A 25,294-nucleotide genomic window follows, 5' to 3' on the forward strand; every position below is an offset into this window, starting at 1 on the left:
CGTTTAATTCCGTCCAGAAACGTTGCAATTTCAACGATGCGGTTTCGTTGCTTGAAAAGTTGTCGCAGAAAATGCGTGCGAGATTGTCAGGGGCCTAGGACACGGTGCTAGGCCTCGACGAGGACCGTGAACGGCCCGTCGTTGACCAGCGAGACCTCCATCATCGCCCCGAACTGGCCGGTTTCGACGTGCAGGCCCCGGCCTCGCAGATCGGCGACCACCGCGTCGACGAGGGACTCAGCCTCCTCGCCGGGGGCGGCGTGTGCCCACGAGGGGCGCCGCCCCTTGCGAGTGTCCCCGTACAGCGTGAACTGGGAGATCACCAGGATCGGCGCGCCCGCGTCGGCGGCCGAAAGCTCGCCGTCGAGGATACGCAGCTCGGCGATCTTGCGGGCCACCGTGGCCACCTGCTCGGCACCGTCGCCGCGCTGGACCCCCAGGAGGACAACAAGGCCCTGGCGCGTCTCGCAGCCACTCTCCCCCGCCGGGACTGCTGGGTCCTGCCCGCCAACGCGGGACGCTACGCTCTCGCGGCGGGCACCGGATTCGTCAAGACTGTCGAAGGCGAGACGGCCGACGACGGTGCCGTCGACGCGGACCTCGCCCGAGGTGGCGCGCTGGATGACGGCTCGCATCAGCGCGACCCCAGGGCCGAGCCGAGGCCGCCGAAGCCCGTGGACCCGCCGCGCTGGCCGGCCTCGCGCGAGAGGTCGGCACCCGGGCGGGTCTCCGGGGACACGGAGGACTTGCCGTGGACAGGCACGATCTCCTCCTGGGCGGCGGCGACGCCGTCGATGTCGAAGACAGTCGTCACGGGCACGGCGCGCGCGATCAGCGCGAGGGCGATCGGCCCCTCGTCCGCGTGGCGGGCTGAGGAGGTAATGACGCCGACCTGGCGTCCGCCCACCTCGATGGGTGTGCCGGGCGCGGGCAGGTCGCCGCGCGAACCGTCCAGCTGCAGGTAGGTAAGGCGGCGCGGGGGCCGTCCGAGGTTCAGGACGCGGGCGATGGTTTCCTGCCCGCGGTAGCAGCCCTTCGTCGTGTGGACGGCGCTGCGCAGCCAGTCCAGCTCGGGCGGGATCGCGCGGGCGTCGGTCTCGCGGCCCAGGCGCGGCTTCCACGCCGCAATACGCGTGGCCTCCCACGCCAGGTATCCGGCGCGGCGGCGCGAGCCGGCCTCGGGGCAAGCAGACAGCCAGGCGGCCTCAAACTCGTCCGCGGCCTCGCGTGAAACAGCGTGAAACATCATCGGGGTGCGCGCGCCGGGGTGACACTCACCCTGGAAGTAGGCGGCCCCACCTTCCACGACGCCGGGCCACGGGTCCTCCCAGGTCCACAGGTGTCCGGGCAGGTCGGCCGCGGACTCGGGCATATTCGCGCCCGCGCGGATCGAGGAGAACACGGCGACGTCGCGCTCGGAGACGGCGACGCGCAGCGCAAAACGCATCGACTCGAGGAACGCCACAAACTCCGACACATCCGAGCGTTCCACGATCAGGTGCAGCGTCTCCCCGTCGTCGCTGGCGCCGGCCCAGTGCTCGACGCGACCCTCGGGCGAGAGGATCAGCAGCTCGCGGCTCGCGCCGGGGACGAGGTCGGTGACGTTCTGGGATGCAAGCGACGTCACCCACGTCAGCCGATCGGCCCCTGACACAGAGATGACGGCCAGGTCCGGGCGGCGCACCAGCGCGCGGCCGCCCTCGAGGGCCCACTGCTCCCCCGACGGGTCCCCGAAGTGCGGGGTCGCGCCGAAGGATGCCACGGCCTCGTCGACGAACTCGGAATCGAACGCAGACTCAGACAAGGAAGCCGTCCTGGGTGTCGTCGATGCCTTCGATGACCTCGCCGGACTCGGTGGAGGCCTGCGCGGTGCGCATGAGGCGGCCGGAGATCTCGACGTCGACCTCATCCTCGCCGTCGAGCGTGCGCTCCTGCGTCCACATGAGCTCGCCCGCGACCAGGCCGAACATGCGGCCCAGGTGCGTGACGCGGGTGGCGCCCACGCCGAGAGCGATTGCATCGGAGACCATCTGCACGCGCGGGCCGACGCTCACGCCGTCCCACACGGCGCTGTGGCCCTCGGTGGACGCGGAGGTCGCAGTGAATTCGCGGGGGTTGTACTGGCCGGGCGGGGGCAGCGGCGCGTCGGAGGGGGCGACGGAGACGTACACGGTCTCTTCGCTGATCAGGTCGTCCTTCTTGATAGCGGACAGGCCCTTCGCCGCGTCCCACGTGGGATCGATCGGCTCGGAGGCGACGCCCGCGTACACGCGGGTCACCAGGCGCATCTGCTCGCCGACGACGTCGCCGCGGATCTCCTCGATGACGGGGGAATCCTCGGTGGGTTCTTCCTGGCCGGGGGCGGCGGGGGCGGCGTACATGCCCCACCCCTCCCAGGTTCCAAGCATCCACGCGACGGGAGCGACGAGTGCGGGCAGGTCAGCAGGTATCACCATCATGCCTCCAGCCTAACGCCTCGGGTGGACGCTCACCGCACGAGCAGGGGCGCGCGCAGCTGGAAGCGAACGGGACGAGGCCGGGGCCCGGCTATGCGGTCGTCCAGCCGTCGTGGGGTCTCAGATTCCGCCGATGCGGATCATCGCGTACACGGGCAGGGCGGCGACGAGGAACTTCGCGGCGCCGCGGCCCAGGATGTTGGCGAGCTCGGCGGAGGACGCGCGCTCTCCCAGCAGCGCGTCGACGACGGAGACGGCGAAGCCGACGCCGAAGCCGGTGACGCCACCCAGGGTCAGGAAGGCGGCGAATTCGCCGAAACGCTTGGCGATGAAGGGGAAGACGACGGGCAGCAGGTCCGAGGTCTGCCCAAGGAACCAGGCGATCGAGGCGACCACGAGACCCGCGACGAGGCCTGCGATCATCGCGAAGGCAACGCCGACTTTCGCGCTGCGCCCGAAGCGCGCGGAGGCCGCGCCGATGACGGCGATCAGGGCCGCCATGGGAACGATGCCCGACCAGCGCTCGTGGACGGTGAGAGAGACCCACATGGAGCCGGAGGTGACGATGAGGAGGCAGGTCACCGACGAGGCGAGGGCCGCACTCAGGGCCGTGGAGCCCCAGTGCTCACTCGTGCGCCCCACGGAGTGATCGCGCGGCGCGGGCGCGTCCAGGATCGTCGCAGCGACCAGCGCGACCAGCGTGATACCCGTCAGCGGCACGGCGATGTCGAGGTTCTTCCAGTAGGCAACACCCAAGGGGGTCAGCGCACCACCCAGGGCGAGGACCGCCTGCGCGAGCCACGGCATGTGCAGGCGCGCCAGCGTCGGCCAGCCGAGAGCCAACAGGAAAGACGCGACCGCGACGACGGGTCCGACGCTCCAACGAGACCCCGGCAGCCACCAGGCAACGATCGTGGCCGCAGCCAGCACGGTGACGGTGAGAATACCGATGATCGTGGGCACGTGTCGGTTGGCCAGGGTGTCGCGGCGACGTCCGCGGCTTGAGCCGGTGCGGCGCCGCGTGGGCGGGGTCGATGTCATCACGCTTCAATGGTCCCACATGTGCGCACCTCACGAGGCAGGGGCCGCTCGCGCGGGTCGGCTCTCCCGGGCACGGGGCCGGGGGTCAGGCCCGCTTCACGCTGCCACGGCCTCGGCGATGAGGGGCGGCCTGTGGCGCACGCCCCGTGTGGGTTGATGCACGCCGCCACGGGATGCGCGCGGGCGTTGACTGGTCGTACAGTTGGGGGGCACGCCGGACCGGTATGCCCCGGGCTCCAAACTCTGCCGCTACGAGCGGCCTTCGCGCCGACAGGCGCATTCGGTTCGGCGTGCTTTGTCGTATGCGCGTGCCGGCGCGTATCCCGCGAACTACCGCCTCACGGCACGGTTATCCACGTTGTCCACCATATGAGTTCCACGCACTCCCTTGTATGCACGTGGGCCTCTTCCCCCGCACGTTAACCCGACGATATGCACGTGGGCCCCTTCCCCCGCACGTTAACCCGACGATATGCACGTGGGCGGCCCTGCCCACGTGCAGGTCAAGGGGTTTCCGTGCGCATAAAGGGGTTTACGTGCAGGTCATCGGGCCCACGTGCGGAACCCATGCGGGACAACAACTATCCACACACAGCGGGGCCGGCGCCGCATCGCAGCACCGGCCCCCACTGTCGTTCAGAAACCGTCACATGAGCGGGTAGCGCACGATCGTGGCCTCGCGGCCCGGGCCGACGCCGATGGACTGGATGCGGCAGCGCGACAGCTCTTCCAGGCGCTTGATGTAGTCCTGGGCGGCCTGGGGCAGCTCATCGAAGGAACGGCACTGCGAGATGTCCTCGCTCCAGCCGGGCAGCTCCTCGTACACGGGCACGGCGGCCTCGAAGCCGGCCTGATCGAGGGGCATTTCCTGAGTGCGCACGCCGTCGACCTCGTAGGCCACGCACACGGGGATCGTCTCGTAGCCGGAGAGCACGTCAAGCTTGGTCAGGCAGATGTCGGTCAGGCCGTTGATGCGTGTGGAGTAGCGCATGATGACGGCATCGAACCAGCCGGTGCGGCGCGGGCGACCCGTGGTCACGCCGAACTCGCCGCCCTTGGTGCGCAGCGCCTCGCCGACCTCGTCGTCCAGCTCCGTGGGGAACGGCCCCTCGCCGACGCGCGTCGTGTACGCCTTGGCCACGCCGACAACACGGTCGATGCGAGTCGGGCCGACGCCGGAGCCGGTGAGCGCACCACCCGCGGTCGGGTTGGAGGAGGTCACGAAGGGGTAGGTGCCGTGGTCGATGTCGAGCATCGTGGCCTGGCCACCCTCGAAGAGGACGGTGTCGCCGCGGTCCAGCGCATCGTTGACGACGAGGGACACGTCGCACAGCATCGGCTTGATGCGGTCCGCGAAGGACAGCAGGTGGTCCGACACCTCGGCGGGGTCGAGCACCTCAAGGTCCACGGCCTCGAAAATAGTGTTCTTGGGGGCCAGGGCGGCCTCGACCTTGGCGCGCAGCTCCTCGGGGTGGAAGAGGTCCTGGATGCGCAGGCCGATGCGGTTCATCTTGTCGGCGTAGGTGGGGCCGATGCCTCGGCCGGTCGTGCCGATGAGGTTGTTGCCGCGCGCACGCTCGTTCGCCTGATCCATGAGGCGGTTGTAGGGCGGGATGATGTGCGCGTTGGAGGAGATGAGCAGGCGCGAGCAGTCGACGCCGCGCGCGGTGATGTCCGCGAGTTCCTCGAAGAGTACGTCCGGGTCGACAACGACGCCGTTGCCGATGATGGGGGTGACGCCTTCGGAGAGGATTCCGGCGGGCAGGAGGTGCAGCGCGTACTTTTCGCCGTCAATAACGACGGTGTGGCCGGCGTTGTTGCCTCCGTTGAACTTCACGACGAGGTCGGTGTGCTGGCCGAGCTGGTCAGTGGCCTTCCCTTTGCCTTCGTCGCCCCACTGGGCGCCGAGCACGATGACGGCGGGCATGAGAATCTCCGTTTAGTTGGGTCTGTTACGCGGGCGCGCGCAACAGACCCATCCTACCGGAGGAACGACGAGGCCGGGGCGCCCTGGCTGGTCGCGTCAGTTTCCGGCGGCAACCAGGGCGACGCCGACGCCCCACAGGGTGGCGCTCGTGAGGGCGGCGATCAGCTCGATGGCGATCGTCCATCCGAAGGCCTTGAGGGCGTGGAGGGTGGCCGTCCAGGCGCTGGCGGTGTCGCGGCTGCGCAGGTATTCGACGAGGAAAATCGCCGCGACCATGCCCAGGACGAGGCCGAGGGGCAGGCCGATGAACCATCCGACGACGCCACCGACAGCTCCCCATACGAGCGTGGATTGGGGGATTCCCGCCTTGTTCATGCCGCGGGCGGGGATCACGTATTTCAGGACCGTTCCGAGGATCAGGACAAACGCCACGATGGCGAAAACAATCCACGCGGCGCGGGTGCCGGTCATCCACGACCACACAAGGATCGCGCCTCCGACAACGGGTGCAGAGGGCCAGATCTGTACGACCGCACCGATCACTCCGATGAGGATGACGATGCCAACGATGACGGTTCCAAGGACGCTCATGGCCTCATCGTATCGTCTCCGGGTTTCGTGCGATGACGCTCACGCTGATAGCCTGGCCTCGTTACCCCGATCCCCAGGAGTGCTGATGGATATCACTCCCCCGCGCCTGCCGTTGGACTCCCTCCTGAAGAGGCGCCCCATGACGGTGTACACCGTGTCGTGTCCGCCGGCAGGGGCCGTCGCGCGCTGCGTGGCGTTTTGGCGAGCCATCGGCATCAAGCGCGAGTCAACCACGATATGCAAGCGTTTCGCGGACATCGGCTGGTCGGGCACAGAAGTCACGGTCATGCCCGGGCAGGTCGAGAACCGAAAGCGGCTCCGTGACCGTGATTTTCCTGATGATCTCTCAGATATTCCTCCCAGCTTGCTGCTGGGAGGCCTCGCCGTCTACCTGACGTCGAAGGCGGTGCGCGCGCAGCTGCGCCACCTCAACAAGACGACGATCATCGTCGCGGCTCGCCCGATGCCGGGCGCCGAACAGGCCAGCACCGAGCTGTGGTGTTTCCCCTGGGATACGGCGATTCAGCGCGCCCGCCCCGGCAAGGACCCCTTCGCCCGCGTCTTTGAGTACCTGCACACGGCCCTGCACCAGCAGGGCATCCTGCTGGCTCCCCCGCGCCTCGTCGACGGCGAGGAACTGCCCGAGGACCACCCCCTCTCCCCCACCAACATCGCCCAGATGCGGGGCAGTTTCCTCGACCCCGTCACCAAGTTCCTCCCGTCGAAGGAGCGGTCATGACCCCCGGGTTCTCACTGCGCCGGATTTTCAACCGCCGCAGGTACTTCTATGCCAGGGTCGCGCTCGACCCGCAACAGGAGAAGGCACCATGCACAGTGAAGCAATGAAGAAGCGACAGCCCCGCCGCGACAACGGAGAATCACGATGAACTCTTTCATCTCAAGTATGCAGCAAGGCTTCAACGAATCTTTCAGCGCCATCACCGTTTTTCAGCTGTCAGCACCCCCGTCCGATGCCGTCTCTCGCTGCGTCGGCCTCTGGAAGACGAAGGGGGCCCGCCGCACCAGTACCGGCATGCAAGAGCAATTCAAGCAGCGGGGATGGACCGGAACGGAACTGATCATCGGACACAGCGGTCGTGCATTCCTGACTAATGTTGTCTTCGAGACACGCTCATACCGTCGCCTCTTGTCACATGCCCCCTCTCTCTTGCCCGACCGAATCAAGCGAGCCACCATCACCAAGGTGTACGTGGATATCATTGCACGCACAGTCGAGAGCGAATCGAGTCCGGTGACCGAACTGTGGTGCCTCACTGATTGGGCAACACGGATGAATCTCAGCGGCTTTGAAAAAAGTTACGCTGAATCGTCGATGCACTCACTCGAAGAGTCCTTCAACGCGCAGGGCATCATGACTGCACCCGCCCGTGACCTCAATCGCTGGGATATCCCGTCAGACATCCCCCTCTCACTCCCCGAGCTCACGGCAATGCGCAAGGCTGCAAAGAAGAGCCGGGGGTAGCCTCCCTCCCTGACCGATCACCACGAGGCCTCCCCTGCCTCGTCGATCCCCGGGGAATCTCGCGCAATAGTACCCTGACACCAGAGCGCATCTCGCTTGCGTTGGGACCGTGCTGATGCGCTGACACAGGTCGTGCACGAGGAGGCTGCTTATGACCCCTGGTTTCTCGCTGCGCCGGATTTTCAACCACCGCAGGTACTTCTACGCCAGGGTCGCGCTCGACCCACAGCAGGCTCTCGACCTGTGCATCGGATACTGGGTGTCGACCGGCGCCTGGGGAGAAACGCCGGGAATGCGCGAGCAGCTCGCCCAGCAGGGGTGGGTCGGCACCGAGATCACGACCGGCAGCGACGCTCGGCATATCGCCGTCTCATCCGTCTTTGACGAGATATCACCCTTCGGCGTCTTCCCGTCCGCGGCGCCTCGCAATGTCAAACGGGTACGCCAGGAAAACACGCCTATCCTCATCGCCTCACGCTCCTGCTCGGTCGCAGGCCGCCCCGCGAGCGAACTCTGGTGCTGCGAGGCTCGCATTCTGCACGATGAACGCTGGGGTACTGACGCCTTCATAGACATGTCCTTCCGTGAACTCGCGGGCGACCTCCAGTGCCAAGGACTCCTCCTGGAAGCTCCTCGATTCTTCCACGGCGGAGACCTGCCGAAAGACCACCTCTTCACGAGAGAAAACGTCCTGTCGATGCGTAAGGCCGCCAAAAAGGAGTCTCGCCGCAGGCGCTAACGCGCACCCACGGCGAGACAACAGATGGTTCGGAAGACTCAGCCCTGCGCGCGCAGGGAAGCCACCTCGTACAGGGCAATGCCCGTGGCGACGGCCGCGTTGAGGGACTCGACGGTCGACGCGATCGGGATCGACACGATCTGGTCGCAGGTCTCACGCACGAGGCGGGACAGGCCGGCGCCCTCGGCACCGGTCACGACGACGAGGGGGCCATCGGCCAGCGACAGGCCACGCAGGGGCGCGTCGCCGCCGCCATCCAGGCCGACCACGAAGTAGCCAGCCTGCTTAGCCTCCTCGAGGGCGCGCACAAGGTTCGTCGCACGAGCCACGGGCACTCGGGCGGCCGCACCGGCCGACACCTTCCACGCGGTCGTGTTGACACCCGCGCTGCGACGCTCGGGAATGATGACGCCGTCCGCTCCGAACGCGCCCGCACTGCGCAGGACCGCGCCCAGGTTGTGAGGGTCCGTCACCTGGTCGAGGGCGACGAGGAGCGGGTGGCCCAGCTGCTGCAGAGAACCCGCGATCAGATCGGAGGCGTCGGCGTACTCGTATCCGCGCACCTCGATGGCGACGCCCTGGTGGACGGCGCCGTCAGTCGCGACATCCAGGTCGCGGCGGGTGACCTCGTAAACGGGGGCTCCCATGGCCGAGGCGAGGCGCACAACCTCCTCGACGCGGTCGTCCTTCACGTTGTCGAGGACGAAGACTCGCTCGATCGGGACCGAGGCGCGGGCGGCCTCGGCGACCGGGTTGCGGCCGGCGATCAGCTCGTGACCGGGCTTGACGCGGATCGACGACTTGGCGCGGGCGCGCGCGATCGCGGCCTCCTGGGCCTCGCGGGCCTCGCGCTTCACCTTGCGCTTGTGGGCAGGATGGTAGGTGCGATCCTCGGCCTTGGGGGTCGGGCCCTTGCCTTCGAGGCGGCGGCGAGAGTGGCCGCCGGTGCCGACCTGCGCGCCCTTCTTGGTGCCCTTCTTACGGATGGCGCCGGGGCGCCCGCTGTGTGAGGCCATGGTGTCTCCTCGTTTTCTCGTGAACTGACACAAGCGTACGGGTTTTGGGCTGCATCGGGGCCGCAGGGGCGCGCGCGGGGGCCTAAATCACGATTGGGCGGGGTCAGCCTCAGCACTGCGACAGCATGGCTGCGATCTTCTCGACCGTCGCACCCGAGCGGATCGTCACCTGGCGATAGAAGTCCTCGCGCAGCAGGCGCTTGTGATACGCAGTCTTCAGGAATTCTTTTTCGTCGAACTTGCCCCAAAACACAGCGCTCTCACCAAAGTGGACGGCCTCATCACCCAGTTCCATCGCCTCGATGCGTTCGCGCACGTGATCCCGGTCCAGGCCTCTCGTGTAGAACAGGGCGTCGCGACGGGCGATGTCGCCGTGCCACCAGTCGGGCAGGCCAGACAGCTCAGCAAGGTAGTCCTCCCCCGTCAGAATCGCGAGACGGATCGGGAAGTCATAGTTTCTTTCCAGGATGTCTTCGACCACCTGGGCCACGTCCTCAGCCGGGGCGTCGGATTCGAACAGGAGGTTGCCGCTGTTAATATAGCTGCGCACGTTCGTAAAGCCAGCGCGCGCGATGAGCTCACGCAGCTCGCTCATGACGACCTTGTTCTTGCCGCCGACGTTGATGCCGCGCAGCAGAGCCACGTACTCCATGCTGTTCCTCTCCGTTTGCCGTGATGCCTCGCGGCGTCGACTGGTTATCAGATTACGGCCTTGACTCGCATCGCGCTGATCCCGCACGTGATCCCTCCAATCCGCACGCGGGCCCTCCAAGCCATAAACTCACACCCACCAAACAGGGGAATTGCACGACACGGGGGTCCGACACACCGACGACACACTGCTAGAAAGCTACGTGTCGTGCAAACCCCCATTGCCGCCCCAATCGGCACCCGCCGCATCACCTACTGGGCAAGGACTCACCGCTTACGGCAGCTATGCGTTACAAACGTCGTCAAACCAGAGCATTTTGAAGCCCTCTGTGAGGACCCGTGTTACAAACGTCGTCAATCTGAGGCCAAAATCCACTTTTTTTCGCAAAAATGCCGTCGGATTGACGACGTTTGTAACAAGCGCAAGATAATCCGCACGAAAAGCAGCTCGGATTGACGACGTTTGTAACAACACGCGCCGAACCAGACAACAGCGACCTGGCCCCACTGGTGTGGAGGGCGCCGGAGGGACCGGAGGGCACGGAGGGCACGGGCGGGCTTCGAGGCGCGGCGCCGAACGAAGTGAGGCCCTAGCCTCGCGGGCGGCCGGGGCCTCCGGCGCCCGGAACACCCGTGGGGCCACAAGCAGCAACACGCCGCTCGGACGGCGGGCCGCCGCCCACGGGCACATCAAGCAGCCCGGCCCGGCTCGCGCGAGGGCCGCTGCACCCGTTACGGGGCGCGACACCCGATCAGAAGGGGTGAACTGCCTACGGATCGGGTGCAGCGCACCAAATCACAAGAGCAAACGCGGAATCGGCGAGACGACCGCCGACACGCACAAGGCCCCGGGAGCGCGCGCTCCCGGGGCCTCAGCACACAGCGATCAGCCAACGCTCCACGTCGCGCCATCGCGCCCGTCCGCGACGGTGACGCCGGCGGCGGCCAGGCGGTCGCGCAGCTCGTCGGCGCGAGCCCAGTCTTTGGCGGCGCGGGCAGCAGCCCGTTCCTCCAGCACGGCCTGGACCAGCGCGTCCAGCGCCGAGTGCTCGGCCGCAGCCGCGCCAGAAGCGCCAGCGCCGATGCCGGCCTGTCCGCGCCACTGTTCAGAAGCGGGGTCCAGGCCCAGCACATCCAGCATGGAGCGAACCAGGATCTGCTCGCGGTACACACCGGAAACGTCACCAGCAGCAAGCGCGGCGTTACCGGCCTTGAGGTGCTCGTGCAGGACCGCGAGCGCGCCGGCGACGTTGAGGTCGTCGTCCATGGCGGCGACGAAGGCCTCGGGCAGGTCGGCGGGTGCCAGGGCAATCTCGGAGGCCGGAGCCTCACCGGCGGTCTCAATGGCACGAGCTACAAAGGTGGAGAACTTCTCCCAGGCGGCGTGCGCGGCGGGCAGCGTCTCGGCGCCCCATTCGATGGAGGAGCGGTGGTGAACGGTGGACAGCGCCCAACGCACGGCGACGGCCGGATACTCCTCGGTGAGCGCCCCGATCGACAGGACGTTACCGAGCGACTTGGACATCTTCTCGCCCTTGGTGGTCACCCACGCGTTATGGACCCACAGACGCGCGAACTCCCAGCCCGCGCCGTGCGACTGGGCCTGTTCGTTCTCATGGTGCGGGAAACGCAGGTCGATGCCGCCGCCGTGGATGTCGAACTCGTCGCCGAGGTAGCGGCGCGACATGGCGGAGCACTCGAGGTGCCAGCCGGGTCGCCCGCGTCCCCACGGGCTGTCCCACGAGGCGGTGGCGGGCTCACCGGGCTTCGTGGCCTTCCACAGGGCGAAGTCGCGGGGGTCGCGCTTGCCTGCCTCCACGGCCTCGTCGATCTGAGCGTCGTCCTCGGTGGTGCGCATGTCGGCCAGGCGCTGGCGGGTGAGCGAGCCGTAATCGGCCTGGGAGTGCACGTCGAAGTACACATTCCCGTGCCCGTCGCTGTAAGCGTGGCCGGCGTCGATGAGGCTCTGAACGAGGTCGAGCTGCTCGGGAATGTGTCCGGTGGCGCGCGGCTCGTAGGTGGGGGCCTGCACACCGAGGGTCTCGTACGCCTGCGTGAACTCGCGCTCGAAGCGGTAGGCCCACGCCCACCAGTCCCAGCCGGCTTCGGCGGACTTGTGCAGGATCTTGTCGTCGATGTCGGTGACGTTGCGGACGTAGGTGACCTCGTAGCCGCTGCGGCGCAGCCAGCGGATCAGCGTGTCGAAGGAGACGGCGGCGCGCAGGTGGCCGACGTGGGGGGATCCCTGGACGGTGGCGCCACACAGGTAGATGCCGACCTTCCCGGGGGTGACCGGTGTCAGGGGCTGGACGCGGGCGCTCTTGGAGTCGTACAGGTGAAGCATGGCTCAATCCTACCTGGGCACCTGGCCCGCTTCCGCCCGCGACCGCATTCGCGGAAGTATGTAACGAGGCCCGGGCCACGACTGCGCAACCGCGCGGCTTCGCTGGTGGGGGCTCGGGCCTCGGCGAGTCAGGGAAAACTCAGGCGCCGGGGCGCACGCGCGCGGCGATCAGCGCCTTGAGGTCCTCGGCGGAGTTGGCCAGCGGGGTGACGCGCTCTTCGCGGCCTTCGATGCCTTCGAAGCGCTCGGGCACGGGCGGCAGGTGGCCGGTGGCCTCCTGAATTGTCTCGGCGAACTTGACGGGCAGGGCGGTCTCCATGACGACGAGCGGGCCCTCGATCTGTGAGCGCAGCGCGCGGGCGACGTGCACGCCGTCGGCCGTGTGCGGGTCGAGAAGGTAGCCGCTCTCCTTTTCCGTGCGCGCGATCTCCGCGAGGCGGTCCGCGTGCGAGGAGGTCCCGGAGGTGAAGCCGTAGGTGTCGCGCAGGGAGGAAAATTCGGGTGTGCCGGACAGGTCGAAGTAGCCGTCGCGCGCGAGGGCATCATCGAAGAGGGCGCGGGTGGCGTCACCGTCGCGGCCCAGCAGGTCGAAGATGAAGCGCTCAAAGTTCGAGGCCTTGGAGATGTCCATGGACGGGCTGGAGGTGGCCAGCGTGTCCGCGGAGGAGCGGGGGCGGTAGACGCCGGTGCGGAAGAACTCGTCGAGGACGTCGTTCTCGTTCGTGGCGACGACGAGGGTGCCGAGCGGCACGCCCATCTGGCGGGCGATGTGGGCGGCGCACACGTTGCCGAAGTTGCCCGAGGGCACGACGACGCTGACCTTGGACGAGGCGTCGGCCCCTTCCTCGGTGACGCGCAGCCAGGTGGCCACGTAGTAGCAGACCTGGGCAAGCAGGCGCGCCCAGTTGATGGAGTTGACGGCGCCCACGTGCCAGGTGGCCTTGAAGTCGGCGTCCATGTTGACGGCCTTGACGAGGTCCTGGCAGTCGTCGAAGACGCCGTCGACGGCGACGTTGACGATGTTCTCGTCAAGGAGGGAGAACATTTGAGCTCGCTGGAAGGCGGTCATGCGGCCGGCGGGCGTGAGCATGACGACGGAGAGGCCACGTCGGCCGCGCAGCGCGTATTCGGCGGAGGAGCCGGTGTCGCCGGAGGTGGCGCCGACGATGGTCAGCCAGTCGCCGCGGCGGGTGAGCTCGTATTCGAAGAGCTCGCCCAGGAGCTGCATCGCCATGTCCTTGAAGGCGGCCGTGGGGCCGTTGGAGAGGTGAGCGAGGTGCAGGTCGGTGCCCTCCAGGGCGTCGACGGGGACGATCTGGGGGTCGGAGAAAGCGGGGGTGCGGTAGGCGCGGGCCGTGATCGCACTCAGGTCGTCGGCACCGATGTCGTCGACGAAGAGGGAGATGATGCCGGCGGCCATGGCCGCGTAGCCGTCCTCGCGCAGGACGATGCGCAGCTCGTCCAGGTCGGACTGCGACAGCGTCGGGTATTCCTCGGGCAGGTAGAGGCCGCCGTCGGGGGCGAGGCCTTCCAGGAGGATGTCACTGAAGGAACGGGTGGGCGTGTTGGGGCCGCGTCGGGTCGAAATGTAGCGCACGGGTCGATCCTATCGGAGAGGGGGCGTGGCCTGCGAGGGCGCCCGTTCCTCGTCACATGCGTGGGACGAGGCCGGGGCATGGGATCGGGGGAGGCTCCCCCGAGGCGTGTGGTAGAAACGTGGTGTGAGCATCAACGATTCCCAGTGGCCAGCCCCGACAGACTCCGACGCGTCGGCCGCTTCGATACCGCAGCCAATCACGCACGCGAAATCTTTGTTTGCCACGCCGAACGCGTTCCGCGCCCCCGCGCCCGGGACTGTTCCCGCATCGGCCCCCGCGTCGCACGGCAAGAAGCTGCGCTGGTGGCACGTTGCGCTGATCGCCTTGCTGACGGTCATCGCGATGGTTGCCGGCGTCATGTTTTTCGCGACCAAGGCGCCCCGGGTTGCTCCGAGTCCGCGCGGGCAGGGCTACACGGGGTCGGGAACCCTGACGGGCACTCTGGCGAGTTCGTGGGCCAACGGCGTGGACGTGGCCTGGAACCTGGACGAGTTTTCCGCTTACGTCGACGACTACGACGCTCCGTCTCTGCTCGTGGAGGGCACGACCCTGTACGTGGCCGCCAGGAGCGACAGTGAGGGCCATGCTGTTGCCGCCGCATACGACATCTCGGGCGCGAAACCCGAGAAGCTGTGGCTGAAGGAGAGCTCGGACGCAACGGTGACGAAGCGGAGCGACGCGCAGACGCTCGCTTCCGCCGGAGATTCGCTCGCCTACAACGACGTTGTGATCGATAAGAAGACCGGGGCGATCGCTCAGGCCCCGTGGCCGGGCGATGTTCCCATGGCCGCCGCCGATGACATCCTGGTGACCTGTTCCGGCATGGAGACATGCGCCGGCTGGAAGCAGGAGTCCGGTTCCTGGAAACAGCAGTGGAAGAGCGTCACGTCTCGACAGGGGCGCGACCTCGCTCTGGAGGCGCCCAACAAGACGCGGATGATGGGCAGCGGGGAGGACGCCTCGTTCCTGCTGTCCGCCGAGGATGGTTTCGCGCCCCAGATCATTAATATCCACACCGGCACGGTCACCACCCTCGGGGGCGATGCTCCGGCAAAGAAATTTGAGAGCCGCGGCTTCCTCATCGCCTCCGACGGCTACATCAACGTCAGCGACTACGACAAGGCCGACGTCTACGACATGACGGGCAAGCTCGTCGAGACCATCGATTACGAGCGGATGTGGGCGGTCCCCACGAGCGACGGCCCCGCGCCGAGCCTCGATCAGCTCCGCTCGTACCTGAAGGACTCGAAGGCCCCGTGGGCGACGGGAACGATCGAGATGACCGGCTCGAAGTGCACCACGGCGACCCTCATCCTGTCCTCGGATGCCATGCCCCGCTCGGCGTACGGCGTCAAGGACATGTCCATCAGCGACTCGGAGCCCTGCCTCTTCTCGCCGCTCGACGTGCGAGCCAGCGCCGATGGGGCTGCGCTGTTCATCAGCGAGGCCGGCTCTCCGTCCAACCAGCGCGTCTACTTCGCGAACACCAACACGAAGGAGGCACACACCTCGAAGGATCTCAACGGGGCTCATAGCCTCACGTGGGCCTACGATGACCTGGTGATCGGCATGACGAAGCAGGGGGTTGTCGCCTTCACCCCGGCCTCGGCCTAAATGAGGACTCATGAGTAACGATTCTTCTCGCTGGGCTCCCCCGGACGCGGATTCCAACCCCGCACCCGGGAGCGAGCCGAAGACGCAGAGCGCCACCGAGCAGCCCGGAGACCGCGCAGCTTCGACCGGTGCCTCGCCGGCCCCCGCGAGCGCACCCCGGAAAGGCGCTCGCCCTCCGCGCACGCGCACCAACCCCGAGCGTATCGCGGGCCATCAGGCATACATACGACTGCAGAGGAAGAAAGCAGCACTCATCGTCGCCACGAGCCTCGCGGTCATCGCTTTCCTTTTCGCGCTACCGCGTTTCATCACAGCGATTCCACAGCCCACCGCAAAACCGGTAGCCTCCCAGGGCTACAAGGGTTCGGCCACGAACACGAACATTCTCTCGTCGGACTGGGCAGCGGGCGTGAGCGTCGCCTGGACCGTTCCTGAACCTCGCACCGGCATTGACAAGCCATCCGAAACCACCCTGTTTGCCGACGGCACAACACTCTACATGGTCTCCCGGGACCTTCATTCCCATTCCATCTCTCTTGCAGCCATCGACGTCTCTTCCTCCGAGCCCGCCGTGCTGTGGACATCCAACGACGGGTCCATGCAGGTCCCATACTCGGGGATAGATTTCTCCATCGTCTCCGTCGGCGAGTGGCTCGCCGTCGAAAATATCCTGATCTCGAAAGCAACTGGCATTCAGACACAGGCGCCGTGGGAGGACGGCCATCCGATCACCATGGTCGACGACATCCTGGTGACCTGTTCCGGCATGGAGACATGCGCCGGGTGGAAGCAGGAATCCGGTTCCTGGACACGGCAGTGGCAGAGCATTACGGGAAAACAGTCCCGTAACTCCTCCCTCTCACGATGGGACGGGCCACGCACGATTGGGACCGGAGAGGAGGCTTCCGCCTTGGTTCCCGTCGATGACTACAGGAACCCACAGATCGTCAACGTATACACGGGTGTTGTGACGCCCTTTGGACAAGAGGGGCGTTTAGCTAATGCCCGTTCCTATTCCTACAATGCTCTGTATCCAGCCTCGGATGGCCTCATCGTGCGTAAGAACGCCACGTTGCTCGAAAAATTCGACATGTCCGGCAATTCCCTGGGCACTTTTGGGCCGAGCCTTAAGTACATTATCCCCGCAGAAGATGGCCGCATGCCGACTCTGAGCGAGTGGGATGCTTTCTTCGACTCGGGCAGGACGCCATGGACGACGGGCATGCTGGAGGCGACCGGCGACAGGTGCCAAACCCTCACGGTGCACACCTCGGGGGGCGTTGCGAAATACTCCGCGGAGGGATTGGTGGGGGTTTCTTCCAGCACCCGTCCGCCCTGTTCCTTCTCCCCCACGCACGCTCGTGCGAGCGCCGACGGAACCGCTGCGTTCATTCTGAACATCGGGTACAAGGAACAGACCGTCTGTTTCTTCGACATGGCGAACAACAAGACGCATACCTCAACCGAGTTGAGGGCGGCACGGAATCACACGTGGGTATTCGACGACCTGCTGGTCGGACTGACAGATGAGGGTCTCATCGCCTTCACGCCGACTTCCTCGTGACGCTACCCTGGTTCCATGACTGATCTGCCTTTCCGTATCGGCCAAGCTGTCGACGTCCACGCGTTCGCCGCCCCCGACTCGCCGCGCCCTCTGATGGTCGCGTGCCTGGAGTGGCCGGGCGAGCGGCCCCTCGAGGGGCATTCGGACGCGGACGTGGCCGCGCACGCCCTATGCGACGCGATGCTGCTGGCGACGGGCCTGGGCGAGCTCGGCACCGTGTTCGGCGTGGATCGCCCCGAGTGGGCGGGTGCTTCGGGGCGCGCGCTCCTTGAGGAGGTTCGTCGCATGACCGCCGAGGCCGGCTGGGTGCTCGGCAACGCGACCGTTCAGGTCGTGGGGAACCGGCCTCGTATGGCCGCACGACTGCCCGAGGCCTGCGCGGTCATGAGCGAGATCGCCGGGGGCACGGTCACCGTGTCAGCGACGACCTCGGATCACCTGGGTTTCACGGGACGAGGCGAGGGCGTGGCCGCGCTGGCGAACGCCCTCATGGTGCGTGCCGAGTAGTACCCCCGCTCGGGGCCGCACGGCACCGACGACGCAGGTGCCTGCGCCTCCCTGCGGCGGGCGAGATTGGACTCGCATGCGTCGGGGACGCGCCTCGTCTGAGGCGAGGCGTTCAGCCCTCCATGTGGTCCAGGGTCGCGCGGTCTGCCTTCACGGGGATCGTGAGGGCCAGGCCCGCGCCGAGGATCAGCATGATGCCGAGAATGCCCCAGTAGGTGTAATCCTGGCCGGCGGGCGTCATACGCTTGCCAAGCAGCAGGAAGAGGCTGTACATCGCGGGAGCCATGAAGGACACGGCACGGCCGGTCGTCGCGTAGAGGCCGAAGACTTCACCCTCGCGGCCGGCGGGGATGATGCGCGACAGGAAGGAACGCGACGCGGACTGGGTGGGCCCAACAAAGACGCACAGGACGAGGCCGAGGCTCCAGAACACGATGGGGCCGCGGGCGTGCAGGAAGAAGACGCCGAAGCCTGCGACGACCATGGCGCACAGCGACAGGATGATGACCTTCTTCGGGCCGATCTTGTCATCGACCCAGCCGAAGGCGACGGTCGCCAGGCCTGCGACAACATTGGCGGCGATTGCGAAGATCAACACCTCGCTGGCGCTAAAGCCGAAGGCCGTCTTGGCCAGGACCGCGCCGAAGGTGAAGACGCCGGCGAGGCCGTCGCGGAAGACGGCGGAGGCGATGAGGAAGAAGAGGGTGTGCGGGGCTTCGCGCTTGAGGGTTCGCACGGTGCGCCACAGGAGCTTGTAGGAGTCGATGATTGACTCGCTACCGCCGCCGATCAGGACCTTCTTGGGCAGCGGGGGATTCACGATGACGGGGATCGCGAAGCCGCCGAACCACAGGGCCGCGATCACCATGGAGATGCGGATGTTCAGGTGGTCGTCGGTGGGCACGCCCAGCAGGTTCACGCCGATCAGGCCCACGTAGAGGATGAGCAACAGAACGATGCCGCCGATGTAGCCGGACGCCCAGCCAAAGCCGGAGATCTTGCCGCGGTCTTCCTTCTCGCCCAGGTGGTTGATCATCGCGTTGTAGTTCACCGAGGCGAACTCGAAGAACACGTTGCCCAGGCCGAGCAGCGCAATACCCAGCATGAGGGCGCCCTGGGGACCGAGGACCGAGGCGGGGTGCACGAAGTACATGGCGAGCATGCAGGCGACGACCGCCCCGGTGAACCACCCGAGCCAGACTCCGCCCTTGCCTTGTCGGTCGGCGCGCTGGCCGGTGATGGGAGCGAGCAGCGCGATGAAGATGCCGGCGATCGTCATGCCGTTGCTCAGCCAGGTCGAGGCAGTGCCCGAGTCGGTGAAGACTCCGTCGCTGGTCAGGAAGGTCGTGAACACGAAGGTCGTGGCGACCGCGTTGAAGGCGGCGCTGCCCCAGTCCCAGGCCGCCCAATCGACGACTTTGCGCGTGATGACGCGATGCGGGGTGGCGGGGGTAGCGCTCATGGGATCGGGCTCCTTCGACGGGGAGTTCTCGGCGACGCGAGTGCGTCCAGGGTGAACCTACCACGTTTCGTAGCTCACTTACTCCTCGGGCCGCCCCAGGGACGAGGCCGGGGAACCGCCAGCGCGACCTGACCACATGTCATATGCTGGTATGTCACCCTGGAAGGAGAAGACGATGGCACGCAGCACGCTGGTGAGCCCCTCGGAAGCCGACAAGCAGTACGCCAAGGCGAGTAACTTAGTTCGCCCGGCCATCTTCTTCCTGGTGACCGCGGTTATCTTCCTCTTACTGTCGGGATATATTCCAGGCGGCATCGCGCTATTTTTCTCTGTCTACTGCTTGCTCTTAGGCATCGCATCTGCATTCCTCGCAGTCACTCAAATGCTCCGCCGATACGACAGATGGATCGTGCACGTGGAGGGTAAGGGAATATCGATACGTCCCACCCTTGCCCTCGTTCGCGTGAAACAGATCGCCTTCGGCATCGGCATAGCCTGCGCTCCGATAGCGATCATCATCGAAGTGCTGGTGACCCACTCGGCCGTCGGCACTGTCCTCAGCTTGATCACGGGCCTCATGTTCTCGACGATGTTCTATTTCATGTTCATGTCCTCACCCCACAGGCTCTGGCTCATCCATCAGGGCCCGATCATCGAGTTCACTCCTGAAGATGTCGCGTTCCGTTCTCTCATCGACAAGTCCGCGACACGTATTCCGTGGGATCGCCATCCGACCGTTAAGGGCTTCAGTCCAATTCCCGACACCGGTGATCAGCTTCCGCTCATGTACGTGTCCGCCGACGGAGCCAACCGCGACATGGAGTTCGACATGACAGGAATCCCCATACCGCTTTCGCGGGTGGACAGCCTGGTCACCTACTTCAACAATCGGCCGGAAAAGCTTGCAATGCTGGCTTCCTCAGAGGGAGCCAGGATGGCATGCGCGATCTTGACGGCCCGCTGACACGTATCACCGCCCGGGCCGCGGTGGGGCGCGAGCTACGAGCGCACCCGACAACGCCAACCGGGCAGTGCCTTTAGGCGGTCGCCTCCTCGGCGACCAGGATCTGCGCAAGCGCCAGGTCGAGGGGGCGCGTCACCTTCATGGAGCGCTCGTCGCCCGCGACCGTGTGCACGGTCCCGCCGATCGCCTCGACGAGGCCGGCGTCGTCCGTGGCCGCCCAGGCCTCGTCTGCGCCCAGGGAGGCGCCCTCCTCGTGCGCACGAATGAGGACGTCCCAGCGGAAGCCCTGCGGGGTCTGCACGGCCACCATCTCGGAGCGGCGGGGCGTGCCGACGACCACGCCGGAGGCATCCACGGTCTTGAGGGTGTCGGTGACGGGCAGGACGGGGATGACCGCGCCGGCGCCACCGCGCACCGCGTCGATGACGCGGGCAGTGACCTGCGGGGGCGTCAGGGGCCGCGCCGCGTCGTGCACGAGGACGACCGTGTCCGCCTCGCACCGGCCAAGCGCGGCCAGGCCGAGGGCCACGGACTCCTGACGCGAGCGATCGGAGCCGGCGACGACGGTCAGATCATCAATATCGGACAGGGCGCTACGAAATTCCTCGATGGACGAGGCCGGGGCAGTCACGACGATCGCCCCCACTCCCCCGGCGCGTAGGCCGCGGGCCGCCCACCAGACAAGGGGGCGACCCGAGAGTTCAACGAGGGCTTTCGGCCCCTCGCAGCAGAGGCGAGATCCGGAGCCGGCGGCCGTCAGGACCGCGCAGGACTCACTCTTCGACGGCATCTTCTTCGACTTCGATGCGACCCTCAGCCAGGACGGCGTCGAGGCGCTCGGCGGCGGCGGACTTTTCGATGTTGCGTGCCAAGGCCAGCTCGGAGGTAAGGATTCCACGGGCCTTCGTCAGCATGCGCTTCTCGCCCGTGGACAGCTTCTTCAGGTCGTCGCGGCGGGTCAGGTCACGCACGACCTCAGCGACCTTCACGATGTCGCCGGTGGCGATCTTCTCCTGGTTCGCCTTGAAGCGGCGCGACCAGTTGGTGGGCTCCTCGATGTAGGGGGCGCGCAGGACGGAGAGGACCTCTTCGAGGCCGTCCTCGTCGACGATGTCGCGGACGCCAACCATATCGACGTTTTCGGCGGGGACCTGAATCTCAAGATCGCCCTGATTCACACGCAGCTTCAGGTACGTCCGCTCCTCACCACGAATGGTGCGAGTCATGACCTCTTCGATCGTGGCTGCGCCGTGGTGCGGGTAGACGACCGTCTGACCGATTTCAAACGACATGGATGGACTCCTGGGTGCGTGCGTGGATAGCACAACTATTCTACCAGCTGGCGAGCAAAACCGACCCATACAGTGTGAAAGCTCAACGTTACACGCATACAAGGATCGACACAAACCAACCTCAAGCACAACCACAGTTCATCCCAGCATGCGACCCTGCTCACGTTCAAACGTGCGCCATAAGGACGGGTATCACAACCCAAAAAGCCCGGTTTTCCGGCCATGACGGAGCCCCGGCCTCGTCCATTCTGAACTGCGCCCCGAAACTTGGACGCTTTAAATGGTAGCCGTTATGCGGCTTCCTGTAGGGCCTGATCCCGGTATTCTGCCGGGGTCAGGCCCTTGAGCTTTACTTGGCGTCTTGTTGTGTTCCAGTGCGTGATGTAGGCGTCGAGGTCGGCTTTGAAGCTCTCGAAGGTCTGCCAGTCCTGGCCGCGGAAGAATTCGTCCTTGAGGTGTCCGAAGACCTGCTCGGTGGCGCCATTGTCGATGCAGTTGCCTTTGCGTGACATGCTCTGGATGAAACCGTTATCGGCGAGCGTGCTGATGTAGGTTTCGTGCTGGTATTGCCATCCCATGTCCGAGTGCAAGATCGGTTCGGCCCCTGCTGGTTTGGCGTCCATGAGTATCTGGAGCATCTCTTGTTGCTGGGCGAGGTTGGGGCACATCGAAATGGAGTGCGCGACGATCTCTTTGCTGGCAAAGTCGTAGACCGGAGCGAGGTAGGCCTTGCCGAAGGAGAGCTTGAACTCGGTGACGTCGGTACCCAGTTTCTGCCAGGGGCCATCGGCCTTGAAGTCGCGGCCGATGATGTTGTCGAAGCTGTGTCCCACGTCCCCCTTGTAGGAGTTGTACCTGTGGTAGGCCCTCTCGCGGCGTATGCCGCAGCGCAGACCCATCTCGCGCATCATCTTCAAGACCGTCTTGTCGGCGATGCGCTCCCCTTCCTCAGCGCGCAGGCACATGGCTATCTGCCTGTGACCGCACCCGTTGGGGGTGCGTGAAAAGATCTGGGCGACCTTGGGACGTAGCTGCGCTCTGGTTGGCTGCTGGGGGTGAGTCAGCGCGTAGTAGTAGCTCGACCTGGCAAGGCCTGCCACCTCGAGGAGATCACACACCCTGTGTCCATGCCCTGAAAGCTCGGCAACCACTAGGGCTTTGTCCCGGTTTGGGAGCGCCTCTGCGCCTTCAGGGCAATCGATTTTTTTAGGTACGCCACCTGCGCCTCAAGCTTACGCACGCGCTCTTGGAGTTCCTCCTCACGCGTTGGTGGCACCGCCCGCACCGACCCCTTCGGCCTGCCCTTGGGCTTAGGCTTAAGGGCCTGCGCGCCGCCCTCGCGGTACAGCCTGCACCACTGCTTCAACGGTGTCGCGCTCGCAATACCGAAGCGCACCATCGCCTCAGGCTTACTCATCCCGCCGTCTACCACGGCCCTCGCTGCGGCGACCTTGGTCTCATAGTCGTATCTGGCGTACTTCACTCCCATGGCCAAAAGTCCGCTCCTCCCAATTGCGCGGTATGTCTTCTGCCACTCTCTCACAGTCTCGGCACACACACCAAGCCTCCCGGCGGTCAAAGCATAGCCACAACCCCTCTCAAACATCGACACCGCCTGCTCCCGAAGCAAACGATCATGCCTCAACCGCAGATCCACAGACATGAAAAGCCTCCCATTCCCCGGACTTCAATTTCGATGTCCAAGAAACGGGAGGCAGTTCATTCAGACGATGCCGGGGCTCCGCTCAGCTCACTTGCCCTGGTTGGCGACCGCGGCGATCTTCGCCTCAGCCTCGGGATCCAGGTAGGTGCCGCCCTTCTTGATGGGCTTGAGGGTTTCCTCGTCAAGCTCGTACACCAGCGGAATACCGGTGGGGATGTTGACGCCGGCGATGTCCTCGTCGGAGATCTCATCCAGGTGCTTGACGATGGCGCGCAAGGAGTTGCCGTGCGCGGCGATCATGACGGTCTTGCCGGTCTTGATCGCGGGAACGATGGTCTCATCCCAGTAGGGCAGCAGACGCGCGATGACATCCTTGAGGCACTCGCTCATGGGGACGGGCTCGCCAGCGTAGCGCGGGTCGGTGTCCTGCGAGTACTCCGAGCCGGCCTCGATGGCAGGCGGAGCCACGTCGAAGGAACGGCGCCACAGCATGAACTGGTCCTCGCCGTACTCGTCGCGGATTTCCTTCTTGTTCTTGCCCTGGAGCGCACCGTAGTGACGCTCGTTGAGGCGCCAGTTGCGCTCAACGGGGATCCAGTGGCGATCGGCAGCGTCGAGGGCGAGGTTCGCGGTCATGATGGCGCGACGCAGCATCGACGTGAACAGGAGGTCGGGCTTCACGCCCGCTTCCTTGAGGAGCTCGCCACCGTGGGTAGCCTCCGCGCGGCCCTTGTCCGACAGCGGAACATCCACCCAACCGGTGAAGAGGTTCTTTGCATTCCATTCGCTCTCGCCGTGGCGGAGCAGCACCAGTTTGTAGCTCATGTCTCCATTGTCCCACAGGTTCCAACCCTCCTCATACATCCCGTGGGGTTGATCACGCCACAGCTTGGACGCCGGACCGCAAGGGGGACGAGGCCTCGCCCCCGACACCGCGGAACGAGGCCCCTTATCTTGTGCGGACAAAGACCCCGGCCATACCCTGATTACCCCCTGACTGCCCCTCGGAATACCCCTGAGTTCTTTGAGATTCCGAGGTTTTACATGATTACCGGAACAGTGTGTGCCCCTCGTATTTTCCCGTACGGTTAGGTTCATGATCATCACACGACGCACCCTGACAGCCTCCGTTCTCGTCGCTGCGACCACGCTCGCCCTGGGCGCCTGCGGCTCCTCGAAGCCCCAGACTCCCGCGGCTGCGCCCACCGCCGAGGCCACCACGGCTGCACCCACCCAGTCCGCAACTCCCGCCTCGGTTCCGACGGTCCCGGGTTACCGCCCCGGCGAGATCCCCCCGATCCCGCTCTTCTCGGTTCCCGCGATCGACGTGTTCGCCTCGAACGCAGACAAGGCCGTCGTCCAGGCGGCCTCCTCGTCCCTTGCCTCCGTTCCGGGCGTGACGGTCTCCCCCGCCAAGTGCGACGGCACGTCCCTGGTGTCCGGCTCGACGGTCCTGGGCGGCGACGGCTCCGCCGTTTCCTCCAGCGACAAGGGCACGGTCGTTAACGACGGCACCGGATCCGGCGTCATCACCGAGGGCCCCATCTCCATCATCTACGGCGGCGACGGCTCGGGCACCTACTCCAACGCCGACACCATGGTGACCATCACCGTCGAGGCCGACGGTTCGGGCACCTACTCCACGACGACGACCAGCATCATCCTGGACGGCAATGGCGGCGGCAACTACTCCAACGCGAACTCCATGGAGTCGATCATCAACAACGGTGACGGCTCCGGCCAGTTCTCCAAGGGCACCGTCACGATCATCAACAACGGCGACGGCACGGGCAGCTACTCGGACGAGAAGCTGACGATTCAGAACAATGGCAACGGCACGGCCACCGTCAACGGCGTGACCGTCAACGACGCTCCGAAGGTCGAGAAGGTCAGCAAGCTCGGCAAGTTCCCGGCCGTCGAGTCCCTCAAGCCCGTCGAGTCCTGCGGCACGGTCATCACCCTGGAGGACGGCGTCCTCTTTGACTTCGGCAAGTCCGACATCCGCCCCGAAGCCGCCCAGACCCTGAAGAGCCTGGCGGGCGTGCTCAACAATGCGAAGGTTCCCACCGCCCACATCTACGGCCACACCGATTCCATCTCGGACGAGGCCTTCAACCTCCAGCTCTCGCAGGAGCGCGCGGATGCCGTGTCCGCCGAGCTGAAGAAGGACGGCGTGAGCGCCATCCTGGATGCGACCGGCTACGGCGAGTCGAAGCCCGTCGCGCCCAACGAGAACGCAGATGGTTCGGACAACCCGGCCGGCCGTGCGCTCAACCGCCGCGTCGAGATCTTCATCCCCGCCTTCTAACCCACACCCACATCAATCCAAAGCTGAGCGCCTGGGCGAGACTCCTCGCCCAGGCGCTCAGCCCTACGCCATGG

Annotated in this window: 24 protein-coding genes; 8 read left to right on the forward strand and 16 right to left on the reverse strand. The window is 65.9% G+C overall.

The genetic code is table 11. From position 1 onward, the window contains the following. Nucleotides 1-107 precede the first annotated feature (107 nt). The 6 genes from dtd to FOC40_RS10365 all read right to left on the reverse strand — a co-directional run bounded on the left by dtd (nucleotide 108) and on the right by FOC40_RS10365 (nucleotide 6,015). Nucleotides 108-635, reverse strand: coding sequence for a D-aminoacyl-tRNA deacylase (dtd, locus tag FOC40_RS10340; RefSeq protein ID WP_004565463.1), 528 nt, complete (start codon nucleotides 633-635; stop codon nucleotides 108-110). Continuing rightward, nucleotides 635-1,804 (reverse strand): YgfZ/GcvT domain-containing protein, encoded by a 1,170-nt coding sequence (locus FOC40_RS10345; RefSeq protein ID WP_004565462.1) that lies wholly within the window; start codon nucleotides 1,802-1,804, stop codon nucleotides 635-637. The genes dtd and FOC40_RS10345 overlap by 1 nt, the downstream gene beginning before the upstream one ends. Next, complete coding sequence (locus FOC40_RS10350; protein WP_004565461.1) at nucleotides 1,797-2,459, reverse strand: heme-binding beta-barrel domain-containing protein; 663 nt, start codon at nucleotides 2,457-2,459, stop codon at nucleotides 1,797-1,799. The genes FOC40_RS10345 and FOC40_RS10350 overlap by 8 nt, the downstream gene beginning before the upstream one ends. A 117-nt stretch (nucleotides 2,460-2,576) precedes the next feature. After that, nucleotides 2,577-3,497, reverse strand: a complete 921-nt coding sequence (locus FOC40_RS10355; RefSeq protein ID WP_231126083.1) for a hypothetical protein — start codon at nucleotides 3,495-3,497, stop codon at nucleotides 2,577-2,579. Nucleotides 3,498-4,143: 646 nt separating this feature from the next. Then, entirely contained in the window at nucleotides 4,144-5,424 is a 1,281-nt protein-coding gene (locus tag FOC40_RS10360) for an adenylosuccinate synthase (RefSeq protein ID WP_004565459.1), read from the reverse strand. Nucleotides 5,425-5,520: 96 nt separating this feature from the next. After that, the gene (locus FOC40_RS10365) at nucleotides 5,521-6,015 is read right to left on the reverse strand and encodes a DUF456 domain-containing protein (RefSeq protein ID WP_004565458.1); all 495 of its coding nucleotides are present in this window, start codon (nucleotides 6,013-6,015) and stop codon (nucleotides 5,521-5,523) included. 85 nt (nucleotides 6,016-6,100) lie between these two features. On the opposite strand from FOC40_RS10365, the gene FOC40_RS10370 reads away from it, so the two are divergent. The 3 genes from FOC40_RS10370 (at nucleotide 6,101) to FOC40_RS10380 (ending at nucleotide 8,237) form a co-directional block, all read left to right on the forward strand. Further along, nucleotides 6,101-6,754: a hypothetical protein gene (locus FOC40_RS10370; protein WP_004565457.1), complete on the forward strand. Its 654-nt coding sequence runs from the start codon at nucleotides 6,101-6,103 to the stop codon at nucleotides 6,752-6,754. 144 nt (nucleotides 6,755-6,898) lie between these two features. Next, nucleotides 6,899-7,498, forward strand: coding sequence for a hypothetical protein (locus FOC40_RS10375; protein ID WP_004565456.1), 600 nt, complete (start codon nucleotides 6,899-6,901; stop codon nucleotides 7,496-7,498). A gap of 151 nt (nucleotides 7,499-7,649) precedes the next feature. After that, nucleotides 7,650-8,237: a hypothetical protein gene (locus tag FOC40_RS10380; RefSeq protein ID WP_004565455.1), complete on the forward strand. Its 588-nt coding sequence runs from the start codon at nucleotides 7,650-7,652 to the stop codon at nucleotides 8,235-8,237. A gap of 38 nt (nucleotides 8,238-8,275) precedes the next feature. Here FOC40_RS10380 and rlmB read toward each other — a convergent pair whose 3' ends face one another. From rlmB to thrC, 4 genes are all read right to left on the reverse strand, one after another. Beyond that, complete coding sequence (gene rlmB / locus FOC40_RS10385) at nucleotides 8,276-9,253, reverse strand: 23S rRNA (guanosine(2251)-2'-O)-methyltransferase RlmB (RefSeq protein ID WP_004565454.1); 978 nt, start codon at nucleotides 9,251-9,253, stop codon at nucleotides 8,276-8,278. A gap of 109 nt (nucleotides 9,254-9,362) precedes the next feature. Then, nucleotides 9,363-9,905 (reverse strand): DUF1697 domain-containing protein, encoded by a 543-nt coding sequence (locus FOC40_RS10390; RefSeq protein ID WP_004565453.1) that lies wholly within the window; start codon nucleotides 9,903-9,905, stop codon nucleotides 9,363-9,365. Nucleotides 9,906-10,790: 885 nt separating this feature from the next. Next, nucleotides 10,791-12,248: a cysteine--tRNA ligase gene (gene cysS, locus FOC40_RS10395; RefSeq protein ID WP_155844153.1), complete on the reverse strand. Its 1,458-nt coding sequence runs from the start codon at nucleotides 12,246-12,248 to the stop codon at nucleotides 10,791-10,793. A 139-nt stretch (nucleotides 12,249-12,387) separates the two neighbouring features. Next, nucleotides 12,388-13,845, reverse strand: coding sequence for a threonine synthase (gene thrC, locus FOC40_RS10400; RefSeq protein ID WP_003797134.1), 1,458 nt, complete (start codon nucleotides 13,843-13,845; stop codon nucleotides 12,388-12,390). Nucleotides 13,846-13,969: 124 nt separating this feature from the next. Between thrC and FOC40_RS10405 the strand changes: the two genes are divergently transcribed. Genes FOC40_RS10405 through ispF form a run of 3 tightly spaced genes read left to right on the forward strand, consistent with a single transcriptional unit; the run spans nucleotide 13,970 to nucleotide 17,531 of the window. Next, nucleotides 13,970-15,460, forward strand: coding sequence for a hypothetical protein (locus FOC40_RS10405; protein ID WP_003797136.1), 1,491 nt, complete (start codon nucleotides 13,970-13,972; stop codon nucleotides 15,458-15,460). Between the two features lie 10 nt (nucleotides 15,461-15,470). Next, complete coding sequence (locus FOC40_RS10410; protein WP_003797137.1) at nucleotides 15,471-17,024, forward strand: hypothetical protein; 1,554 nt, start codon at nucleotides 15,471-15,473, stop codon at nucleotides 17,022-17,024. Between the two features lie 15 nt (nucleotides 17,025-17,039). Beyond that, nucleotides 17,040-17,531, forward strand: coding sequence for a 2-C-methyl-D-erythritol 2,4-cyclodiphosphate synthase (ispF, locus tag FOC40_RS10415; RefSeq protein ID WP_003797138.1), 492 nt, complete (start codon nucleotides 17,040-17,042; stop codon nucleotides 17,529-17,531). A gap of 112 nt (nucleotides 17,532-17,643) precedes the next feature. On the opposite strand, the gene FOC40_RS10420 is transcribed toward ispF, so the two are convergent. Continuing rightward, complete coding sequence (locus FOC40_RS10420) at nucleotides 17,644-18,993, reverse strand: MFS transporter (protein ID WP_003797140.1); 1,350 nt, start codon at nucleotides 18,991-18,993, stop codon at nucleotides 17,644-17,646. Nucleotides 18,994-19,168: 175 nt separating this feature from the next. Between FOC40_RS10420 and FOC40_RS10425 the strand changes: the two genes are divergently transcribed. Beyond that, nucleotides 19,169-19,957 (forward strand): hypothetical protein, encoded by a 789-nt coding sequence (locus FOC40_RS10425; protein ID WP_196773353.1) that lies wholly within the window; start codon nucleotides 19,169-19,171, stop codon nucleotides 19,955-19,957. Nucleotides 19,958-20,030: 73 nt separating this feature from the next. Here the strand turns inward: FOC40_RS10425 and ispD are convergent, their stop codons facing one another. The 5 genes from ispD to FOC40_RS10450 all read right to left on the reverse strand — a co-directional run bounded on the left by ispD (nucleotide 20,031) and on the right by FOC40_RS10450 (nucleotide 23,737). Then, nucleotides 20,031-20,747, reverse strand: a complete 717-nt coding sequence (gene ispD, locus FOC40_RS10430) for a 2-C-methyl-D-erythritol 4-phosphate cytidylyltransferase (protein ID WP_003797143.1) — start codon at nucleotides 20,745-20,747, stop codon at nucleotides 20,031-20,033. Then, nucleotides 20,731-21,249 (reverse strand): CarD family transcriptional regulator, encoded by a 519-nt coding sequence (locus FOC40_RS10435; RefSeq protein WP_003791906.1) that lies wholly within the window; start codon nucleotides 21,247-21,249, stop codon nucleotides 20,731-20,733. Before FOC40_RS10435 ends, ispD begins: the two co-directional genes overlap by 17 nt. 290 nt (nucleotides 21,250-21,539) lie before the next feature. Further along, nucleotides 21,540-22,400 (reverse strand): IS3 family transposase, encoded by an 861-nt coding sequence (locus FOC40_RS10440; RefSeq protein ID WP_003793783.1) that lies wholly within the window; start codon nucleotides 22,398-22,400, stop codon nucleotides 21,540-21,542. Next, nucleotides 22,400-22,912: a helix-turn-helix domain-containing protein gene (locus tag FOC40_RS10445; protein ID WP_003793785.1), complete on the reverse strand. Its 513-nt coding sequence runs from the start codon at nucleotides 22,910-22,912 to the stop codon at nucleotides 22,400-22,402. Before FOC40_RS10445 ends, FOC40_RS10440 begins: the two co-directional genes overlap by 1 nt. 87 nt (nucleotides 22,913-22,999) lie before the next feature. Next, on the reverse strand, nucleotides 23,000-23,737 hold the full coding sequence (locus FOC40_RS10450) for a phosphoglyceromutase (RefSeq protein ID WP_039929858.1): 738 nt from the start codon (nucleotides 23,735-23,737) through the stop codon (nucleotides 23,000-23,002). A gap of 271 nt (nucleotides 23,738-24,008) precedes the next feature. On the opposite strand from FOC40_RS10450, the gene FOC40_RS10455 reads away from it, so the two are divergent. After that, nucleotides 24,009-25,220 (forward strand): OmpA family protein, encoded by a 1,212-nt coding sequence (locus tag FOC40_RS10455; protein ID WP_003797165.1) that lies wholly within the window; start codon nucleotides 24,009-24,011, stop codon nucleotides 25,218-25,220. Nucleotides 25,221-25,294 lie beyond the last annotated feature (74 nt).

The organism is Schaalia odontolytica (genome assembly GCF_009730335.1).
In the GTDB taxonomy this organism is placed as follows: Bacteria; Actinomycetota; Actinomycetes; order Actinomycetales; family Actinomycetaceae; genus Pauljensenia; species Pauljensenia dentiphila.